Below are 15,612 nucleotides of genomic sequence, written 5' to 3' on the forward strand. Positions count from 1 at the left end.
CGGATGCGCGCAGGTGCTGGAGTGCGGGCGGCTTCGACCGGGAATGGCGTCAGCCGGGGATCAGCCCGTCGTCCCGGAGCATGGCGCGCACCTCTTCGAGGGTCGCGTCGGACGACGGCAGGATCAGCTCGGACGGCTCCAGGGAGTCGTCCGGCAAGGGTTCACCGAGCTCGCGCACCCTGGCGAGGAGCGCGTGGAGAGTGGAGCGGAAGCCGGGGCCGTCGCCGCTCTCCATCTCGGCGAGCAGTTCGTCGTCGAGCTTGTTGAGCTCGGCGAGATGGCTGTCGGCCAGGGCGACCTGGCCCTCCCCCATGATCCGTACGATCATGACGCCGCCTTAACTCTTGTCGAATTTGTGCGGGGACTGGGACGACTGCTGCTGCGCCGCGTCCTGCGGGCCGCCCTCGATCGCCTGCTGGGTGGGGCCGCCGGCCAGCTCGGCCTTCATGCGCTGCAGCTCCAGCTCCACGTCCGAACCACCGGAGATCCGGTCGAGCTCGGCGGCGATGTCGTCCTTGGCCGTACCCGTCGGGTCGTCCAGGGCGCCGGAGGCGAGCAGCTCGTCGATCGCGCCGGCCCGGGCCTGCAGCTGCTGGGTCTTGTCCTCGGCCCGCTGGATCGCCAGGCCGACATCGCCCATCTCCTCCGAGATCCCGGAGAAGGCCTCGCCGATCCGGGTCTGCGCCTGGGCGGCGGTGTAGGTGGCCTTGATGGTCTCCTTCTTGGTACGGAAGGCGTCGACCTTGGCCTGGAGCCGCTGGGCCGCGAGAGTGAGCTTCTCCTCCTCACCCTGCAGCGTGGTGTGCTGCGTCTCCAGGTCGGTGACCTGCTGCTGGAGTGCGGCGCGCCGGGACAGCGCCTCGCGGGCCAGGTCCTCGCGGCCGAGCGCGAGCGCCTTGCGGCCCTGGTCCTCCAGCTTGGACGACTGGCCCTGCAGCTGATTCAGCTGCAGCTCCAGCCGCTTGCGCGAGGTCGCCACATCGGCGACACCGCGGCGTACCTTCTGAAGCAGCTCCAGCTGCTTCTGGTACGAGTAATCGAGGGTCTCGCGCGGATCCTCGGCCCGGTCAAGGGCCTTGTTTGCCTTCGCGCGGAAGATCATCCCCATACGCTTCATGACACCGCTCATGGGCTTCGCGCGCCCCCTTCTGACGGACTGAACTCCAGCACTCCAACAGAACCCACAGTACGGGCCCTGCCTCTATTACCGCACTGTTCGCGCACAGATGTGCTCCTCCCCAAGGACGACTGCACCCGGTCATCGCTCCGGCCCAGGGAGTAGGTGGCGGTCGGGGAGACCTGCGGCGTCCACCATGCGGAACACCCGGGGACACCTGCGAGGACGCGGGCCGTTGCCGGATCGTTCCCGACCGGCCTGGGGTCGCGGGAAACGAACCCGTACCCTTGGGCCTTGTGTTCCGTAGCCGTTCGAAGGAAGAGAAGGCGTCCACCGGCAAGGTGACGGCCGACCTCTCCAAGCAGCCCCGCGACCCGCAGGCCCCCAAAGGTCGCCCCACCCCCAAGCGCAGCGATGCCCAGTCGCAGCGCCGTCGCGCCTCCAGTGGCGCGCCGCTCGATCGCAAGGAGGCCATGAAGCGGCAACGCGAAGCGCGCCGTGTGGACATGGCCAAGCAGCGTGAGGCGCTCGCCAGTGGCGACGAGCGCTATCTGCCGGTGCGCGACAAGGGCCCCGTGCGGCGCTTCGTCCGCGACTTCGTGGACTCGCGCTTCTGCATCGCGGAGTTCTTCCTGCCGCTGGCCGTGATCATTCTGATTCTCAGCGTGATCCAGGTGCAGAACATCCAGACCATCTCGCTGCTGCTCTGGCTGATCGTGATCGTGCTGATCGTCATCGACTCGATCGGTCTCGCGTTCCGCCTGAAGAAGCAGCTGAACGCGCGCTTCCCCGATACGCCGAAGCGTGGCGCGGTCGCCTACGGCCTGATGCGTACGCTTCAGATGCGTCGGCTCCGGCTGCCGAAGCCGCAGGTCAAGCGCGGAGAGCGGCCCTGAGTACGGATGCCTCCGGCTCGGTCGGCGGTCCGTCCGCCGACCGGCCGGGCCGCACTGCCCCTGTCGCCGATCCCGTCACTGGATTCTCGGGAGCCTCTTCGGCGTGGCTGAAGGGGCTCGGCGGACTGCGCAACACGGTCCGCCAGGAGCTGGTCGCGCGCCAGCTCGACGAACAGATCGCCGCCCGCTTCCCGGTCGGGCAGCGGCTGCGCGTCCTCGACGTCGGCATGGGCCAGGGCACCCAGGCGCTGCGTCTGGCCAGGGCCGGGCACTCCGTGACGGGCCTGGAGTCCGATGCGGAGATGCTGCGGGTGGCCCGTGAGTCGCTCGGCGGCGAGCCCGCGGGCATCCGCGAGCGGGTCCGGCTGATCGAGGGCAACGGCCTGGACACGGGGGTGCACTTCCTGCCCGGCAGCTTCGACGTCGTGCTCTGCCACGGTGTGCTGATGTATGTCCGGGAGCCGGACGCGATGGTGGCCGGTCTGGCCCGGATGCTGGCCCCGGGCGGGCTGCTCTCGCTGCTCGTACGGAACGCCGACGCGCTGGCGATGCGGCCCGGGACGGCCGGGGACTGGGACGCGACGTCGGCCGCCTTCGACACGGACACGTACACGAACCGGCTGGGCCTCACAGTGCGGGCCGACCGGCTGGACGCCCTGACGGCCACGCTCGCCGGGATCGCGGCGCCCCTGCACGCCTGGTACGGGGTGCGCGTCTTCACGGACGACGTGAGCAACGACGTGGAACTGCCGGCCGCCGCCGAACTGGAACGACTGCTGGCCGCAGAGGACCGGGCCGGGCGGACTGATCCGTACCGCCGGGTGGCCGCCCTGCTGCATCTGTGCGGGGTGCGGGGCTAGGAGGGTGCTGAAAATCTTGGCCGGAGCCGTCCGGCGGCTTACCCGATCGGCCGCATCCAGCGGGCCACCGGATGCCGCGAAAGCAACAATCCGGACATGGATGCATTCCACTCCCCCAGCCACATACGCCGGCTGCTGCTGCCTCTGACCGCGGGTTTCTGTGCGGTCGCCCTGGTGAGCGGCTGTTCGGGCGCGACCCCCGCTTCGCCCAAGACCGGCTCCACCGCGTCGCCCTCCACCGCCCAGGCCGCGGGTGATCTGCAGAGCGAATACCAGGCCGTGATCAAGAACGTGCTGCCGTCGGTCGTTCAGATCGAGACCTCCAGCGGTCTGGGCTCCGGTGTCGTCTACGACTCCAAGGGCCATATCGTCACCAACGCCCATGTGGTCGGCAGTGACACGACGTTCAAGGCCACCGTCGCCACCGGCGAGAAGGTACTGAAGGCCTCTCTGGTCGCCTCCTATCCGGAACAGGATCTGGCCGTCCTCAAGCTCGACACCACCCCGGACGGGCTGAAGCCCGCGAAGTTCGGCAGCTCGGAAAAGGTCGAGGTGGGACAGATCGTGCTGGCGATGGGCTCGCCGCTCGGACTGTCCTCCAGCGTCACCCAGGGCATCGTCTCGGCGCTCGGCCGGACCGTCAGCGAGAGCCGGGCGGGCGGCGGCACGGGCGCGACGATCGCGAACATGGTGCAGACCTCGGCGGCGATCAACCCGGGCAACAGCGGCGGTGCGCTGGTCAACCTGGACAGCGAGGTGATCGGTATCCCGACGCTGGCCGCGGTCGACACGCAGATGGGTGAAACAGCGGCGCCCGGCATCGGATTCGCGATCCCCGTCTCGATGGTGAAGACAATCGCCGATCAGATCATCAAGAGCGGCAAGGTCACGGACTCGGGCCGGGCGGCGCTGAACATCACCGGGCGCACGGTCGTCGACCAGAACTACCAGCCGGCCGGGGTGGCGCTGGTCAGCGTGACGAAGGGTGGCGCCGCACAGAAGGCGGGGCTCCGGGCCGGCGACATCATCACCAGGATCGGCGATCAGCCGGTCACGACGATCACGTCCCTGTCGGAGGCGCTGGCCTCGGACAAGCCCGGCCAGAAGGTCACCGTGACGTATCTGCGCAATGGGGCGGAGAAGACGGCGCAGGTCACCCTGGGTGAGATCTAGAAGGAGATCCAGCGTGAGGTCCGGGGTCCGTCCAGCCCTGATCCGCCGGAAAGTCCCAGGGCCGTGACCGGCGACGGTTGCCGGTCACGGCCCTGCTTCCTGCCCGTATGGGCGAAGGCATCGGCGTACGGGCCGGGGCCTCGGCCGTACGGGACCTGTGCCCGGCCCCTGAGCCCGTACCGCTGACGCGCGCCTGGACGGGAGGACCAGCCCTCCGCCCGCCCCGTGCGGGGACACCGGTGCGGGGACGTGGAGATCAGCCCTCGCCCGACGCGTGCAGGAACGCGGAAATCAGGCCTCGTCGGCCTGAAGGCTCATCGGGCCGTAGATCTTGGTCGTGTCCTCGAAGAGCGTCACCTGGTCCGCCCCGCCGTCGAGGAGTTCCTTCCAGTACTCACCGATCCAGGACTCCGCGTCACCCTGCGTAGTGAATTCCTCCGGCTCCAGGGCCGGCTCCGTCTCCGTACCGTCGGACTTCTCGAACCGCCACGTCCATGCCATGTCCGCCTCCTGGGTCGCTTCGCTGTCCGCAGCCTAGTGCCTACGGCCAGTGCCGGTACGGGCCCTGCGCCTGCCCGGACGCCCCCAAGTCGCGCACCGGTTGCGCGGACGCGGGAGGATCGGAGGCGTGGAACTGACTCTGCTCGGCACCGGAGCCCCCGACGGGCTGCCGCGCCCCGAATGTCCCTGCGCCACCTGCGCCGCCGCCCGCGGAACGGCCTCGCGGGCCGCGACCGCGTTGCTGGTGGACGACGCGCTGCTGCTCGATCTCACCCCGGGCGCCGTATTCGCCGCGGCCCGCGCGGGGCACTCGCTCACCGGCGTACGGCAGGTACTGCTCACCCACCCACACGACGGGCCCGCCGTGGAGCTGCCCCCCGGGCTGCCTTCGGCGGGGCGGGTACCGGACGGCCAGGAGCTGACCCTGATCAGCGGGCACCGGGTGCGGGCGGTGGCGATGGACGCGCCGGGCACGGGCTACGAGGTGACCTCGCCGGAGGGCGTACACCTGCTCTACCTGCCGCCGGGTGCCGCGCCCTCCGGTCTCGCGGACCGGGCACCGCGGCCGTACGACATGGTGGTCGGCGACGTGGTCGGGCGGCCGGACGCGGTGGCGCGGCTGCGGGCCGTCGAGGCGATCGGGCCCACCACCGAGATCATCGCCGTCCACCTGGACCATGACGCACCGCCCGCCGCCGAGCTGGGCCGGCGGCTCGCGGCGGCCGGCGCGCGGACCGTGCCGGACGGGACGACGCTGGTGGTGGGCGAGTACCGCGCGGTGCCGGAGGTACCCCGGCGCACGCTGGTGACGGGCGGTGCCAGGTCGGGGAAGTCGGTGGAGGCCGAGCGGCGCCTGGAGACGTTCCCCGAGGTGGTGTACGTGGCGACCGGTGGCGGCAGGGAAGGGGACGCGGAGTGGGCGGCCCGGATCGGGCTGCACCGGGAGCGCAGGCCCGCCGCCTGGCGCACCGAGGAGACCTGTGAGCTGGTGGAACTGCTGGAGTCGGACGGGCCCGCGCTGCTGATCGACTGTCTGTCGCTGTGGCTGACGGACGCGATGGACCGGGTGCACGCCTGGGACGACGAGGCGTGGGCGGGCGGCGGCGAGAGCGCGCTGCGCGAGCGGACCGCCGAGCTGGTCGCCGCGGTGCGCGGGACGCGGCGCACGATCGTCGCCGTGACCAACGAGACCGGCTCGGGCGTGGTGCCCGCGACGGCTGCCGGGCGGCGGTTCCGGGACGAACTGGGCCGGTTGAACGCCGCGTTCGCCGACGAGTGCGAACGGGTGCTGCTGGTGGTGGCCGGACAGGTGCTGACGCTGCGCGGCTGACCGGTCCTCGCGAACGACGGCGCGGGAACGACGACGCGGGAACGGAACACGGCAGGAACGCGATGCGGGATCAGGAGGAGCGGGCATGGCACGCAGGCGACCGATGTTGAGCGGGGTTCCCGAGACCCTGCTGTGGACGCTCTACAACCGGGCGTACGAGGCGGGGCAGCGCTATCCGGTGCTGGACGATCCCATGGCGCTCCGGCTGATGGAGGATCTGGACTACCCCTTCGAGGAGCGGTTCGGGCAGCCGAACGCGTTCCACTCGCAGGCCCAGGGGCTGCGCTCGCGCTGCTTCGACGTGGCCGTGCAGGAGTATCTCGCCGACCGTCCGCAGGCCACCGTGGTCGCGCTCGGCGACGGCCTGGAGACCGGTTTCTGGCGGGTCGACAACGGCCGGCTGAACTGGCTGAGCGTGGAACTTCCGGAGGTCGCCGAGCTGCGGCGGGCACTCCTGCCCGCCTCCGGGCGGCTGCGCACCCTGTCCTGTTCGGCGACCGATCTGTCCTGGCTGGACGAGATCGAGGACCCGGAGGACCGCGGCGTGGTCGTCACGGCGCAGGGGCTGCTGATGTACCTGCCCCCCGCGGAGGTACGGAGGATCCTGGCGGCCTGCGCCGAACGGCTGCCCGGCGGCGTCCTCGTCCTGGACACCATGGCGCGCTGGCTGGCCAGGGGAACGGTGGCAGGCACGTCGAAGGCCGGCGGGATGACCATTCCGCCGATGCGCTGGGCGATGAATCCCGGCGAGCGGCACAAGCTGCGCACCGCGCACCCGGCGATCAACGAGGTGCGGGCACTCCGGCTGCCGCGCGGGCGGGGTGCGATGGGCGAGCTGATCCGGCTCCAGTCGCTGCTGCCGGGGCTGCGGACCCTGACGCCCGCGATGACGCAGCTGCGGTTCGGGTACGGATCCCCGCACTGACCGGGTGTCAGAAACGCTGCGGGTACTGTTCCGCAGTGAGCCCGCCGCCGGGCTCACCGGCCCATTCCACGTATCGACCCGCGAGGCAGATCCCCGTGAATCTGGACGACTTCTCCGACCTGATCGAACGCCCCGACGGCGGCGTACGGCGCGACGCCGAGGAACGCCGGGAGCGCCTGGTCGTTCCTCCGGGCGCCCTCGGCCGCCTGGACGAGCTGGGCGAATGGCTCTCGGCCGCTCAGCAGTCCGTACCGGTCAAGGCGATCACGCAGCCGCGCGTGGTGCTCTTCGCCGGTGATCACGGGGTTGCCGAACTGGGTGTTTCCGGGCGCGCGGCCGGGAGCGCGTACGAGCTGGTGCGGGCCACGCTGGAGGGCGCGACTCCGCTCGCCGTGCTGGCCCGTCAGTTCTCCGTACCGGTACGGATCGTCGACGCCGGGCTGGACTGCGACCCGGAGCTGCTGCCGGAGCCGGTGGTACGTCACCGGGTGCGGCGCGGCAGCGGCCGGATCGACATCGAGGACGCGCTGACGGCCGAGGAGGCCGAGCAGGCGGTACGCCTGGGGATGGCGATCGCCGACGAGGAGGCCGACTCGGGCACCGATCTGGTGGTACTCGGCGATCTGAGCGTCGGCGGTACGACGGCCGCGGCCACGCTGATCGCCGCGCTGTGCGGCACCGACGCGTCGGTGGTGACCGGGCGCGGTGGCGCGGGGATCGACGATCTGGCGTGGATGCGCAAGTGTGCGGCGATCCGGGACGCCCTGCGCCGGGCCCGGCCGGTCCTCGGTGATCAGCTGGAGCTGCTGGCCACGGTGGGCGGCGCGGATCTGGCGGCGACGACGGGGTTCCTGCTGCAGTGCGCGGTGCGCAGGCTGCCGGTGATCCTGGACGGCGTGGTCTCGGCGGCCTGTGCGCTGGTGGGTCAGCGGGCGGCCTTCCGGGCGCCGGACTGGTGGCTGGCGGGACAGGCGAGCGGCGAACCGGCGCAGGCCAAGGCACTGGACCGGATGGCACTCAACCCCTTGCTGGACCACGGCGTCATCGTGGGAGAAGGAAGTGGGGCATTGCTCGCGCTTCCGCTCGTTCGGGCCGCTGCCGCGCTGGCGGCGGAGCTGCCGGAGCGCCCACCCCTCGTCGACGAGAAGGACGGCGCCGGCGAACCGGCCGAGGACGGCGACTCGGACGGCGACGAGGACGGCGACGCGACCGACGGCTGACGGACCCGGCACGGCTGCGGCCCGTCGGACATCGGCCGCAGCACGGCCCCCTCATGGGGCGCGATGCACCATATGATCGCTTTTTATGGGAGAGGTCCGATTGGCCACCGAGGAATCCGGGCGGGGCAGCACCCGGGCACCGAGCACCGTCCGGTCACGCCGTTGTGCCGCGTTCGCCATCTGGTACCTGCGTGTCGTGTCGTTCATCAATTTCCTGAGTGCCGTCTGGGTCACTCTCGGCAACGACCTGCGCCGCCACAACACCGCGAACTACTTCACCCCGTACCTGCTCACCGCGGGCTTCTCCTCCGGGGTGGTCGCGCTCTTCCTCGCGATCACCATGCGCCGCCGCAAGCGGGCCGCCTGGATCGTGAACATCGTGGTGAGCAGTCTGCTGCTGCTGCTCTTCGTCCTGGTGATCCCGTTCCCGGAGGTCCGGCAGTACCCGCAGAACTGGATCTCGCTGACGCTGACCGCCGCCTTCGTCCTGGCGCTGGCCCTCGGCCGGCGTGAGTTCTACGCGAAGGGCGACCGGTCCAATCCGAAGCTGGCCGCGGTCGTCGCGGTCGGCGGGCTGCTGGCCACCTCGCTGATCGCCGCGGGCCTGGTCACCCTCACCAACACCGCGCACGACGAATTCCGCTCGACCTTCCTGGACCGCTGGCGCTACGGCACCCTGCGGCTGATCTCGATCACCGACAACGACACCAACTACCCCGGGATCACCACGCCGGGCTGGGTCAACGTCAGCATCAACATCCTCTCCACCCTGCTGCTGATCGCCGTCGTGTACGCGGCGTTCCGGGCCCGCCGGGCCGTCGACCCGATCACCCCCGAGGACGAGGCCCGGCTGCGCGTGCTGCTCGACAAGCACGGTGGGCGGGACTCGCTCGGCTACTTCGCGCTGCGCCGGGAGAAGAGCGTCATCTGGTCGCCGACCGGGAAGGCCGCCGTCGCCTACCGGGTGGTCGGCGGGGTCTCCCTCGCCTCCGGTGATCCCATCGGCGACCCGGAGGCGTGGCCCGGGGCGATCGAGCCGTGGCTGGCCGAGGCCCGCGAGCACGGCTGGATCCCGGCGGCGATGGGGGTGAGCGAGGAGGGCGGCACCGTCTACGCGCGGCACGGCCTCGACGCCCTGGAGCTGGGCGACGAGGCGATCGTGGAGACCGCCGACTTCACCCTCGAAGGACGGGCGATGCGGACCGTCCGCCAGGCGTACAACCGGATCAGGCGCGCCGGGTACGAGGTGACCGTGCGCCGGCACGCCGACATTCCCGACGACGAGATGGCCGAACTGGTGCGGTGCGCCGACGACTGGCGCGACGGGGCGACCGAGCGCGGCTTCTCCATGGCACTGGGCCGGCTCGGCGACCCGGCCGACGGCCAGTGCGTGATGCTCGAATGCCGCAATGCGCCCGCCGAAGAGGGTGCCGTGACCGCCGAGAGCGGTGCCGAGGTCGCCGGAACAGGAAGCACTCCTGTCGCGAAGGGCACCGCGCCGGGCGAGTTGCGCGCCGTACTGAGCTTTGTGCCGTGGGGGCCCAACGGCCTCTCGCTGGACCTGATGCGCCGTGACCGCGACTCCGAGAACGGCCTCATGGAGTTCATGGTCATCGAACTCCTGCAGCGCGCCGAGGAGATCGGGATCACCCAGGTCTCGCTGAACTTCGCGATGTTCCGGTCCGTCTTCGAGCGGGGTTCACGGCTCGGCGCCGGACCGGTGCTGAGGCTGTGGCGCTCCATGCTCAGTTTCTTCTCGCGCTGGTGGCAGATCGAGTCGCTCTACCGCGCCAACGCCAAGTACCGGCCGATCTGGGAGCCACGCTTCATGCTCTTCGAGAAGAGCTCCGACCTGCTGCGCATCGGCCTCGCCGCGGGCCGCGCCGAAGGGTTCCTGGAGGCTCCCGGTCTGCCCAAGTGGCTGCACCGCTCGCAGCTCGGGGCTGGTGGATGAGTTTCGTACGCGTGCTGAGCGGGGCGGCCCGCCGCGAATGGGGTCCGCTCTTCACCACCGTACGCGCGGGGCTCACCGCCTCCTGGCTGCGGGCGGTCCCCCTGACGCTCGCCGCGGTCTGTCTGGCGGCGCTGCTCCACGCGGTGCAGAACCAGTCGTGGGCGGCCGGAACGGTGCGCGCGCTCGGAGCGGTGCGGGCCGAGGATCCGTTGTGGCAGGCCCTGCTGCGTACCCCGTTGTCGCTGTTCGTCCCGGCGCCGGACCTGCCGGTGTGGGGGGCGCTGGTGCAGATCCTGGTGGTGTTCGGGACAGCCGAGATCTGTCTGGGCCGGTGGCGCACGCTCCTCATCGCGTACGTCGCGACGCTGGCCGGGACGCTGTACGCGCGGATCGGTGTCGCGCTCGGCCCGGGCGGGCTGTTCGGGCTGCCCGCCTCCGACGCGCAGATCGTCGACACCGGCCCGTCGGCGGCGGTGGTCGGTCTCGCCGTCTACGTGTGCTGCCTCTACCGGGCCTGGTTCACCGGTGCGCTGGTGATCGCGGCGATGGTGGTCGAGGTGATCGCCGAGAACAACCTGGCCGGCAAGGAGCATCTGGCGGCGATCGCCGCGGTGCTCGTGCTGTGCGCCGTCACGGTCGGCCGGAACCGGCGCCGGTATCCGCGCCGCCGCGATCAGGACTTGCGTCCGGGGGCCGGGACCCGGTCCGGCGCCCCGCCGATGAGGTCCTGAAATCTGCGGCGCGGGCCCACCCAGCGCACATCGTGGTGGTAGGCGCGCAGCATCGCCCGGGCACGGGCACGGTGCCGGTTGCGGTAGAAGTGCTTCGCCCACATCGAGGTCGGCCGGGCCAGCCGGATCGCCCCGATCAGCGCGACGAACGGGACGAGGGTGCCGACGACCGCGAGCCGCGCCTTGCCCTTGAACAGGGCGATCAGCACGAAGCAGAAGTTGACGATCAGGGTCAGGACGACCCCGAACCTGCTCTGCTGTTCGTCGCTGCTCAGCTCGTTCACACCGAGCGGCGAGAATCCGGCCAGGACCAGCAGCACCAGCGCCGCGGTGAGGACGACGACCTCCACGCTCTGCCGGCCCTCCTCGGTCCAGTACACGTCGTCGAGATGGAGGATCAGGGCGAACTCGTCCAGCACCAGACCCGCACCCATGCCGAAGATCACCGCGCAGACCGCCGCGGTGACACCGTGGTGCCCGCTGGCGACCGCCCCGAAGCCGCCGATGACGCTCAGCACCACGCCGGGCACCACGTGGTGGACGTGCACTCCGCCGGGCGTGATGTTGCGGAACGGCCCCTTCCCCGCCCTGATCATCCGGGTGATGAACCGGGTGACGGCGAAGGTGAGCACGAAGGCGGCCAGGGCCAGGAGCAACGGCAGCTTCCCCGGCTCGACGATGTTCACCTCGAACCAGTGACCCATGCCACCCACTCCCGATAAGCCGCTTTCGTCATGGTTCGTCGCGCTATGACCAATCTATCGGTCCGTCACAGCGATTAGCCTGCGCGCCGTGACCTCCCTGAACCTCCACGGCCTGCGTTTCGCCTTCGGCACCCTGACCGTGCTTCCCGTCCGCGTCACCCGCTGGGACCGCGGTACCGCCCGCGCCGGGATGCTGTGCGCGCCGCTGGCCGGTCTCGTCGTGGGGCTCCTCGCGGCGGTACCCGGTGGCCTGTTGCTGCTGCTCGGCTCCGGTCCGCTGCTCGCCGCGGTCGCCTCCGCCGCCGTGCCCGCGGTACTCACCCGGGGTCTGCATCTGGACGGTCTCGCGGACACCGCGGACGGTCTGGGCAGCGGCAGGCCCGCCGACGACGCCCTGCGGATCATGAAGCAGTCGGACATCGGGCCGTTCGGGGTGATCACCCTGCTGTTCGTGCTGCTGGCCCAGGTCGCGGTCCTCGACCAGCTGTACGGGCAGAGCTGGGCGCGCGGCGCGGTGGCGGCGGCCGTCGCGGCGGTCACCGCCCGGCTCGCGCTCACCCTGGCGTCCCGTCAGGGCGTGCCGGCGGCCCGTCCGGAAGGGCTGGGTGCGGCGGTGGCGGGGACGGTCACGGTCCGGGCCGCGATGGCGGCCGGGGCGGTCGTGGTCGCGGCCTGCGCGGGTGCCGGTGCGCTCTTCGGCGGCTACGGGGCGCTGCACCACGCCCTTGCCGCGCTGCTCGCCCTCGGCGCCGCCCAACTCCTGCTGCGGCACTGCGTGCGCCGCTTCGGCGGGGTGACCGGCGATGTCTTCGGCGCATTGGCGGAGACGGCGGCGACGGCGGCTCTGGTGGTGCTGGCGCTCGGTTAGGAGGGTGCTGAAGATCTTGGCCGGATCAGCGAGCGGCGTCCGGTGCGTGCAGCTGCAAGGCGCCGAAGCGGCCTCAGATGGGGCCTCCCCTGCTCGAACGCAGTTGAGAGCTTGGGGAAGGAGCTGTCAGGCCGTTCCGGCAACGCCGCAGGTGTGCGTGCCAGGCGTCCGGAGCCCGGCCAAGATCTTCAGCACCCTCCTGGCCAGGGCCTCCCGTTTGGATCACGCCGGGCTCGCGTGCCCAAGCCTGATCCGACCGAAAGACCCTAGGCCCCCTCGGCTTCGGAGCCCGATCCGCCCGTACCGTTCCGGGAGCGCGCCTTCGGGCACTCCTGGCGCCACACACCCAGTTCGTACTTCTTCCGCAGCGAGCTGAGCCCCAGCCGCTTCGACGCGGCGCAGAACCGGGCGACCGGCAGTTCGTACTCCACGTGGAAGACGGCCTTGCCCGCCTTCACGAACGGAGTGAGGGCCTCGCACTCCTCGTACTGCGCGCACTGCTCGTTGACCGCGAAGTCGAAGTCGGGCTCCAGCTCCGGTATCTGGCCGAGATCGTTCTTCAGGCCGACGGCGAGTCCATGGCGGTGGGCGATACGGGCGACGAGCCGGTTGTAGCGCAACTGGTCGGTGGCGGTCAGCGGGAAGCCCGTACGGTTGCGGTAGCCGTCCATGTTGTCGGGCTCGACCGCGTCGAAGCCCTTCTTCGCGCACATCGCGATCCGGCGTTCCATCAGCGGCTCCAGGACGTCCGTGCGGCGGATGTCGAGCCAGTACTCCCCCTCCCAGCCGTTGCTCCTCCCCCGTATCGCGGCGGGGAACTTCCCGGCGTCCGGACGGAAGTCCTCCCAGGCGCCGGTGGAGAGGTAGCAGATCACCTTGCGGCCCCGGCGGTGCAGATCGGCGACGGCCGAGGCCCGGTGGTCGAAGCCGTCGATGTCGTACACCGGGACGTCCACCGTGGGGTCCAGCCGGCCGGAGAGCTGCCACTGCCAGCCGATGCCCGGCTCCGGCCGCCACCGGCCCTTCGAGTCGGGCTCCGCAGCCGTGGTGCAGCCGGTCAGCAGGGCCAGCAGCATCAGTACAGTCACGGGCAGCGCCCGGTCAGTTCCCCGCACGCGTGCGGTCCCGCGGGCGCGCATGGTCTTCTCCCCCTGTTGGTCCGGCACCACCAACGACCATACGTCCACGGTCCGTTCCGGCCGCACGGGCCCGGTCCCGGGCCGCTCCCGGCCCGTGGCCCGGGCTCCCGCAACAGGCCATCGACGGCCCGCCGCCGTGATACCGCAGCAAAGGCGCGCGTAGGCTCATTCCCGGCACATTGCGGCGGCGTCTACGATGCGCCGGGCACGGTCGGCCCACCCATCGACCGACAACGAACTCAACGGAAGCGAGATTTCACCACCGTGACTGCTCTCACTCTCAGCACTGCCGGTGCGGCGACGCTGCGCGCCGACGCACTCGTCGTCGGCGTCGCCAAGGGCGCTGGATCCAAGTCTGGGGACCTGGTCCTCGCACCGGGCGCCGAGGCCGTGGACAAGGCGTTCGACGGAAAGCTCGCCACCGTCCTGGAGGCCCTGGGCGCCGCAGGTGCCGAGGGCGAGGTGACCAAGCTCCCCGCGCCCGACGGCCTCAAGGTCCCGGTCGTCATCGCGGTCGGCCTCGGCTCCGTCCCGAAGAAGGACGAGGCGTACGACGCCGAGGCGCTGCGCAGGGCCGCGGGCTCCGCCGCGCGCGCCCTGGCCGGTGCGAAGAAGGCCGGCTTCGCACTGCCCATCGCCTCCGTCGAGGACGCCGGGGCGATCGCCGAGGGCGCGCTCCTCGGCGCGTACGCCTTCACCGCGTACCAGGGCGGCGAGAACAAGCTGGCGCCCAAGGACAAGAAGAACGGCAACGGCCCGAAGCAGCCGCTCGCCGAGGTCGCCCTGCTCGGCACCAAGCCCCGCGACAAGGCGTTCAAGGCGGCCGCGGACCGCGCGCTCGCGATCGTCGAGGAGATCAACCGCGCCCGCGACCTGATCAACACCCCGCCGAACGACCTGTACCCCGAGTCCTTCGCCGCCGTGGCCACCGCCGCGGGCAAGGAGCACGGCATCAAGGTGCAGGTCCTCGACGAGAAGGCCCTCGTCAAGGGCGGCTTCGGCGGCCTGCTGGGCGTCGGCCAGGGCTCGACCCACGGCCCGCGCCTGGTGAAGCTCGCCTACACGCACCCGAAGGCGGAGAAGACCCTGGCCCTCGTCGGCAAGGGCATCACCTACGACTCGGGCGGCATCTCGCTGAAGCCGGCCGGTCACAACGAGACGATGAAGTGCGACATGAGCGGCGCCGCCGCCGTGTTCGCGAGCGTCGTCGCGGCCGCCCGTCTGGGCCTGCGGGTCAATGTCACCGGCTGGCTGGCGCTCGCCGAGAACATGCCGTCGGGCAACGCCACCCGCCCCGGTGACGTGCTGCGCATGTACAGCGGCAAGACCGTCGAGGTCCTCAACACGGACGCCGAGGGCCGGCTCGTCCTCGCCGACGCGCTGACCCGCGCCTCCGAGGAGAACCCGGACGCGATCGTCGACGTGGCGACCCTGACCGGCGCCATGGTGCTGGCGCTGGGCAACCGCACCTTCGGCATCATGGCCAACGACGACGCCTTCCGTACCTCCATCCACGAGATCGCCGAGGAGGTCGGCGAGGCCTCCTGGCCGATGCCGCTCCCCGCCGACCTGCGCAAGGGCATGGACTCCCCGACCGCCGACATCGCCAACATGGGCGAGCGGATGGGCGGCGGCCTGGTGGCCGGTCTGTTCCTGCAGGAGTTCGTGGGCGAGGGCATCGCCTGGGCGCACCTGGATATCGCGGGCCCGGCCTTCCACGAGGGCGCGCCGTACGGCTACACGCCGAAGGGCGGCACCGGTTCCGCGGTCCGCACGCTGGTGAAGCTGGCGGAGCGCACCGCGGCCGGAGACCTCGGCTGACGTCGCGGTTGCCGTACGGCCCCGGGCATACGTCCGGGGCCGTACGTGTTCCCCCGGTGGCGTCGCGGCACGGATCCGGCCGGTTTCGCTCTCAACGAAATCAGTAGGCCCTCCCGTCTCCCACCACCCCCCTTCCAAGGCCGCGCTGCGCGCCTGTTCTTTTTTTATTTCTACGCAGCGGTAACCACCCGAGACGAATGATCATCCGTCTCAGACCCGGGCCCCGCGTCCCGCCCGCCGTCAACAAGTGCGAAGATGGGTTCTCGGCAGGACAGGGCCCCCACCACAGGGCCGAATAACAAAAGCGGCCGAACACCAGCCGACCGGCCGGTCATCCCCCAGCGACGGGGCCCGGCATACGGCGCACATGCAT

At 71.1% G+C, this 15,612-nt stretch carries 15 protein-coding genes; 10 read left to right on the forward strand and 5 right to left on the reverse strand.

Translation table 11 applies throughout. The annotated features are described in order from the left end of the window. Nucleotides 1-49 precede the first annotated feature (49 nt). A complete protein-coding gene (locus OG936_RS08370) occupies nt 50-328 on the reverse strand; it encodes a PspA-associated protein PspAA (RefSeq protein ID WP_266745729.1) in 279 nt (92 codons plus the stop codon). A gap of 9 nt (nt 329-337) precedes the next feature. Continuing rightward, entirely contained in the window at nt 338-1,117 is a 780-nt protein-coding gene (locus OG936_RS08375; protein WP_266745730.1) for a PspA/IM30 family protein, read from the reverse strand. Nucleotides 1,118-1,413: 296 nt separating this feature from the next. Here OG936_RS08375 and OG936_RS08380 point away from each other — a divergent pair, with 296 nt between their 5' ends. The 3 genes from OG936_RS08380 (at nt 1,414) to OG936_RS08390 (ending at nt 4,046) form a co-directional block, all read left to right on the forward strand. Further along, nucleotides 1,414-2,013: a DUF3043 domain-containing protein gene (locus OG936_RS08380; RefSeq protein WP_266745731.1), complete on the forward strand. Its 600-nt coding sequence runs from the start codon at nt 1,414-1,416 to the stop codon at nt 2,011-2,013. 107 nt (nt 2,014-2,120) lie between these two features. Next, a complete protein-coding gene (locus OG936_RS08385) occupies nt 2,121-2,873 on the forward strand; it encodes a class I SAM-dependent methyltransferase (RefSeq protein ID WP_406500361.1) in 753 nt (250 codons plus the stop codon). A gap of 96 nt (nt 2,874-2,969) precedes the next feature. Then, a complete protein-coding gene (locus OG936_RS08390) occupies nt 2,970-4,046 on the forward strand; it encodes a S1C family serine protease (protein ID WP_406493600.1) in 1,077 nt (358 codons plus the stop codon). Between the two features lie 291 nt (nt 4,047-4,337). Here the strand turns inward: OG936_RS08390 and OG936_RS08395 are convergent, their stop codons facing one another. Continuing rightward, nucleotides 4,338-4,547, reverse strand: a complete 210-nt coding sequence (locus tag OG936_RS08395) for a hypothetical protein (protein WP_406493602.1) — start codon at nt 4,545-4,547, stop codon at nt 4,338-4,340. Between the two features lie 127 nt (nt 4,548-4,674). Between OG936_RS08395 and OG936_RS08400 the strand changes: the two genes are divergently transcribed. From OG936_RS08400 to OG936_RS08420, 5 genes are all read left to right on the forward strand, one after another. Continuing rightward, nucleotides 4,675-5,877 (forward strand): bifunctional adenosylcobinamide kinase/adenosylcobinamide-phosphate guanylyltransferase, encoded by a 1,203-nt coding sequence (locus OG936_RS08400; protein ID WP_406493604.1) that lies wholly within the window; start codon nt 4,675-4,677, stop codon nt 5,875-5,877. A gap of 85 nt (nt 5,878-5,962) precedes the next feature. Beyond that, on the forward strand, nt 5,963-6,802 hold the full coding sequence (locus tag OG936_RS08405) for a class I SAM-dependent methyltransferase (protein WP_406493605.1): 840 nt from the start codon (nt 5,963-5,965) through the stop codon (nt 6,800-6,802). A 95-nt stretch (nt 6,803-6,897) separates the two neighbouring features. Then, nucleotides 6,898-8,022, forward strand: a complete 1,125-nt coding sequence (gene cobT / locus OG936_RS08410; protein ID WP_406493607.1) for a nicotinate-nucleotide--dimethylbenzimidazole phosphoribosyltransferase — start codon at nt 6,898-6,900, stop codon at nt 8,020-8,022. A gap of 85 nt (nt 8,023-8,107) precedes the next feature. Next, the gene (locus OG936_RS08415) at nt 8,108-9,976 is read left to right on the forward strand and encodes a phosphatidylglycerol lysyltransferase domain-containing protein (protein WP_406493609.1); all 1,869 of its coding nucleotides are present in this window, start codon (nt 8,108-8,110) and stop codon (nt 9,974-9,976) included. Then, nucleotides 9,973-10,707, forward strand: a complete 735-nt coding sequence (locus OG936_RS08420) for a hypothetical protein (protein ID WP_406493610.1) — start codon at nt 9,973-9,975, stop codon at nt 10,705-10,707. Before OG936_RS08415 ends, OG936_RS08420 begins: the two co-directional genes overlap by 4 nt. On the opposite strand, the gene OG936_RS08425 is transcribed toward OG936_RS08420, so the two are convergent. Further along, on the reverse strand, nt 10,650-11,411 hold the full coding sequence (locus tag OG936_RS08425; protein ID WP_406493612.1) for a hypothetical protein: 762 nt from the start codon (nt 11,409-11,411) through the stop codon (nt 10,650-10,652). The genes OG936_RS08420 and OG936_RS08425 overlap by 58 nt on opposite strands. Before the next feature lie 88 nt (nt 11,412-11,499). On the opposite strand from OG936_RS08425, the gene OG936_RS08430 reads away from it, so the two are divergent. Continuing rightward, on the forward strand, nt 11,500-12,279 hold the full coding sequence (locus OG936_RS08430; protein WP_406493614.1) for an adenosylcobinamide-GDP ribazoletransferase: 780 nt from the start codon (nt 11,500-11,502) through the stop codon (nt 12,277-12,279). 266 nt (nt 12,280-12,545) lie between these two features. Here OG936_RS08430 and OG936_RS08435 read toward each other — a convergent pair whose 3' ends face one another. Then, nucleotides 12,546-13,418: an endo alpha-1,4 polygalactosaminidase gene (locus OG936_RS08435; RefSeq protein WP_406493615.1), complete on the reverse strand. Its 873-nt coding sequence runs from the start codon at nt 13,416-13,418 to the stop codon at nt 12,546-12,548. 264 nt (nt 13,419-13,682) lie between these two features. On the opposite strand from OG936_RS08435, the gene OG936_RS08440 reads away from it, so the two are divergent. Next, nucleotides 13,683-15,239: a leucyl aminopeptidase gene (locus tag OG936_RS08440; protein WP_406493616.1), complete on the forward strand. Its 1,557-nt coding sequence runs from the start codon at nt 13,683-13,685 to the stop codon at nt 15,237-15,239. Nucleotides 15,240-15,612 lie beyond the last annotated feature (373 nt).

It is taken from the genome of Streptomyces sp. NBC_00846 (assembly GCF_045207325.1).
In the GTDB taxonomy this organism is placed as follows: Bacteria; Actinomycetota; Actinomycetes; order Streptomycetales; family Streptomycetaceae; genus Streptomyces.

Excerpts from the sequence above, each read along its gene's own strand:
- OG936_RS08370 (WP_266745729.1), bottom strand. The coding sequence starts at position 328 with ATGATCGTACGGATCATGGGGGAGGGCCAGGTCGCCCTGGCCGACAGC.
- OG936_RS08375 (WP_266745730.1), bottom strand. The coding sequence starts at position 1,117 with ATGAAGCGTATGGGGATGATCTTCCGCGCGAAGGCAAACAAGGCCCTT.
- OG936_RS08390 (WP_406493600.1), top strand. The coding sequence starts at position 2,970 with ATGGATGCATTCCACTCCCCCAGCCACATACGCCGGCTGCTGCTGCCT.
- OG936_RS08395 (WP_406493602.1), bottom strand. The coding sequence starts at position 4,547 with ATGGCATGGACGTGGCGGTTCGAGAAGTCCGACGGTACGGAGACGGAG.
- OG936_RS08405 (WP_406493605.1), top strand. The coding sequence starts at position 5,963 with ATGGCACGCAGGCGACCGATGTTGAGCGGGGTTCCCGAGACCCTGCTG.
- OG936_RS08415 (WP_406493609.1), top strand. The coding sequence starts at position 8,108 with ATGGGAGAGGTCCGATTGGCCACCGAGGAATCCGGGCGGGGCAGCACC.
- OG936_RS08420 (WP_406493610.1), top strand. The coding sequence starts at position 9,973 with ATGAGTTTCGTACGCGTGCTGAGCGGGGCGGCCCGCCGCGAATGGGGT.
- OG936_RS08425 (WP_406493612.1), bottom strand. The coding sequence starts at position 11,411 with ATGGGTCACTGGTTCGAGGTGAACATCGTCGAGCCGGGGAAGCTGCCG.
- OG936_RS08435 (WP_406493615.1), bottom strand. The coding sequence starts at position 13,418 with ATGCGCGCCCGCGGGACCGCACGCGTGCGGGGAACTGACCGGGCGCTG.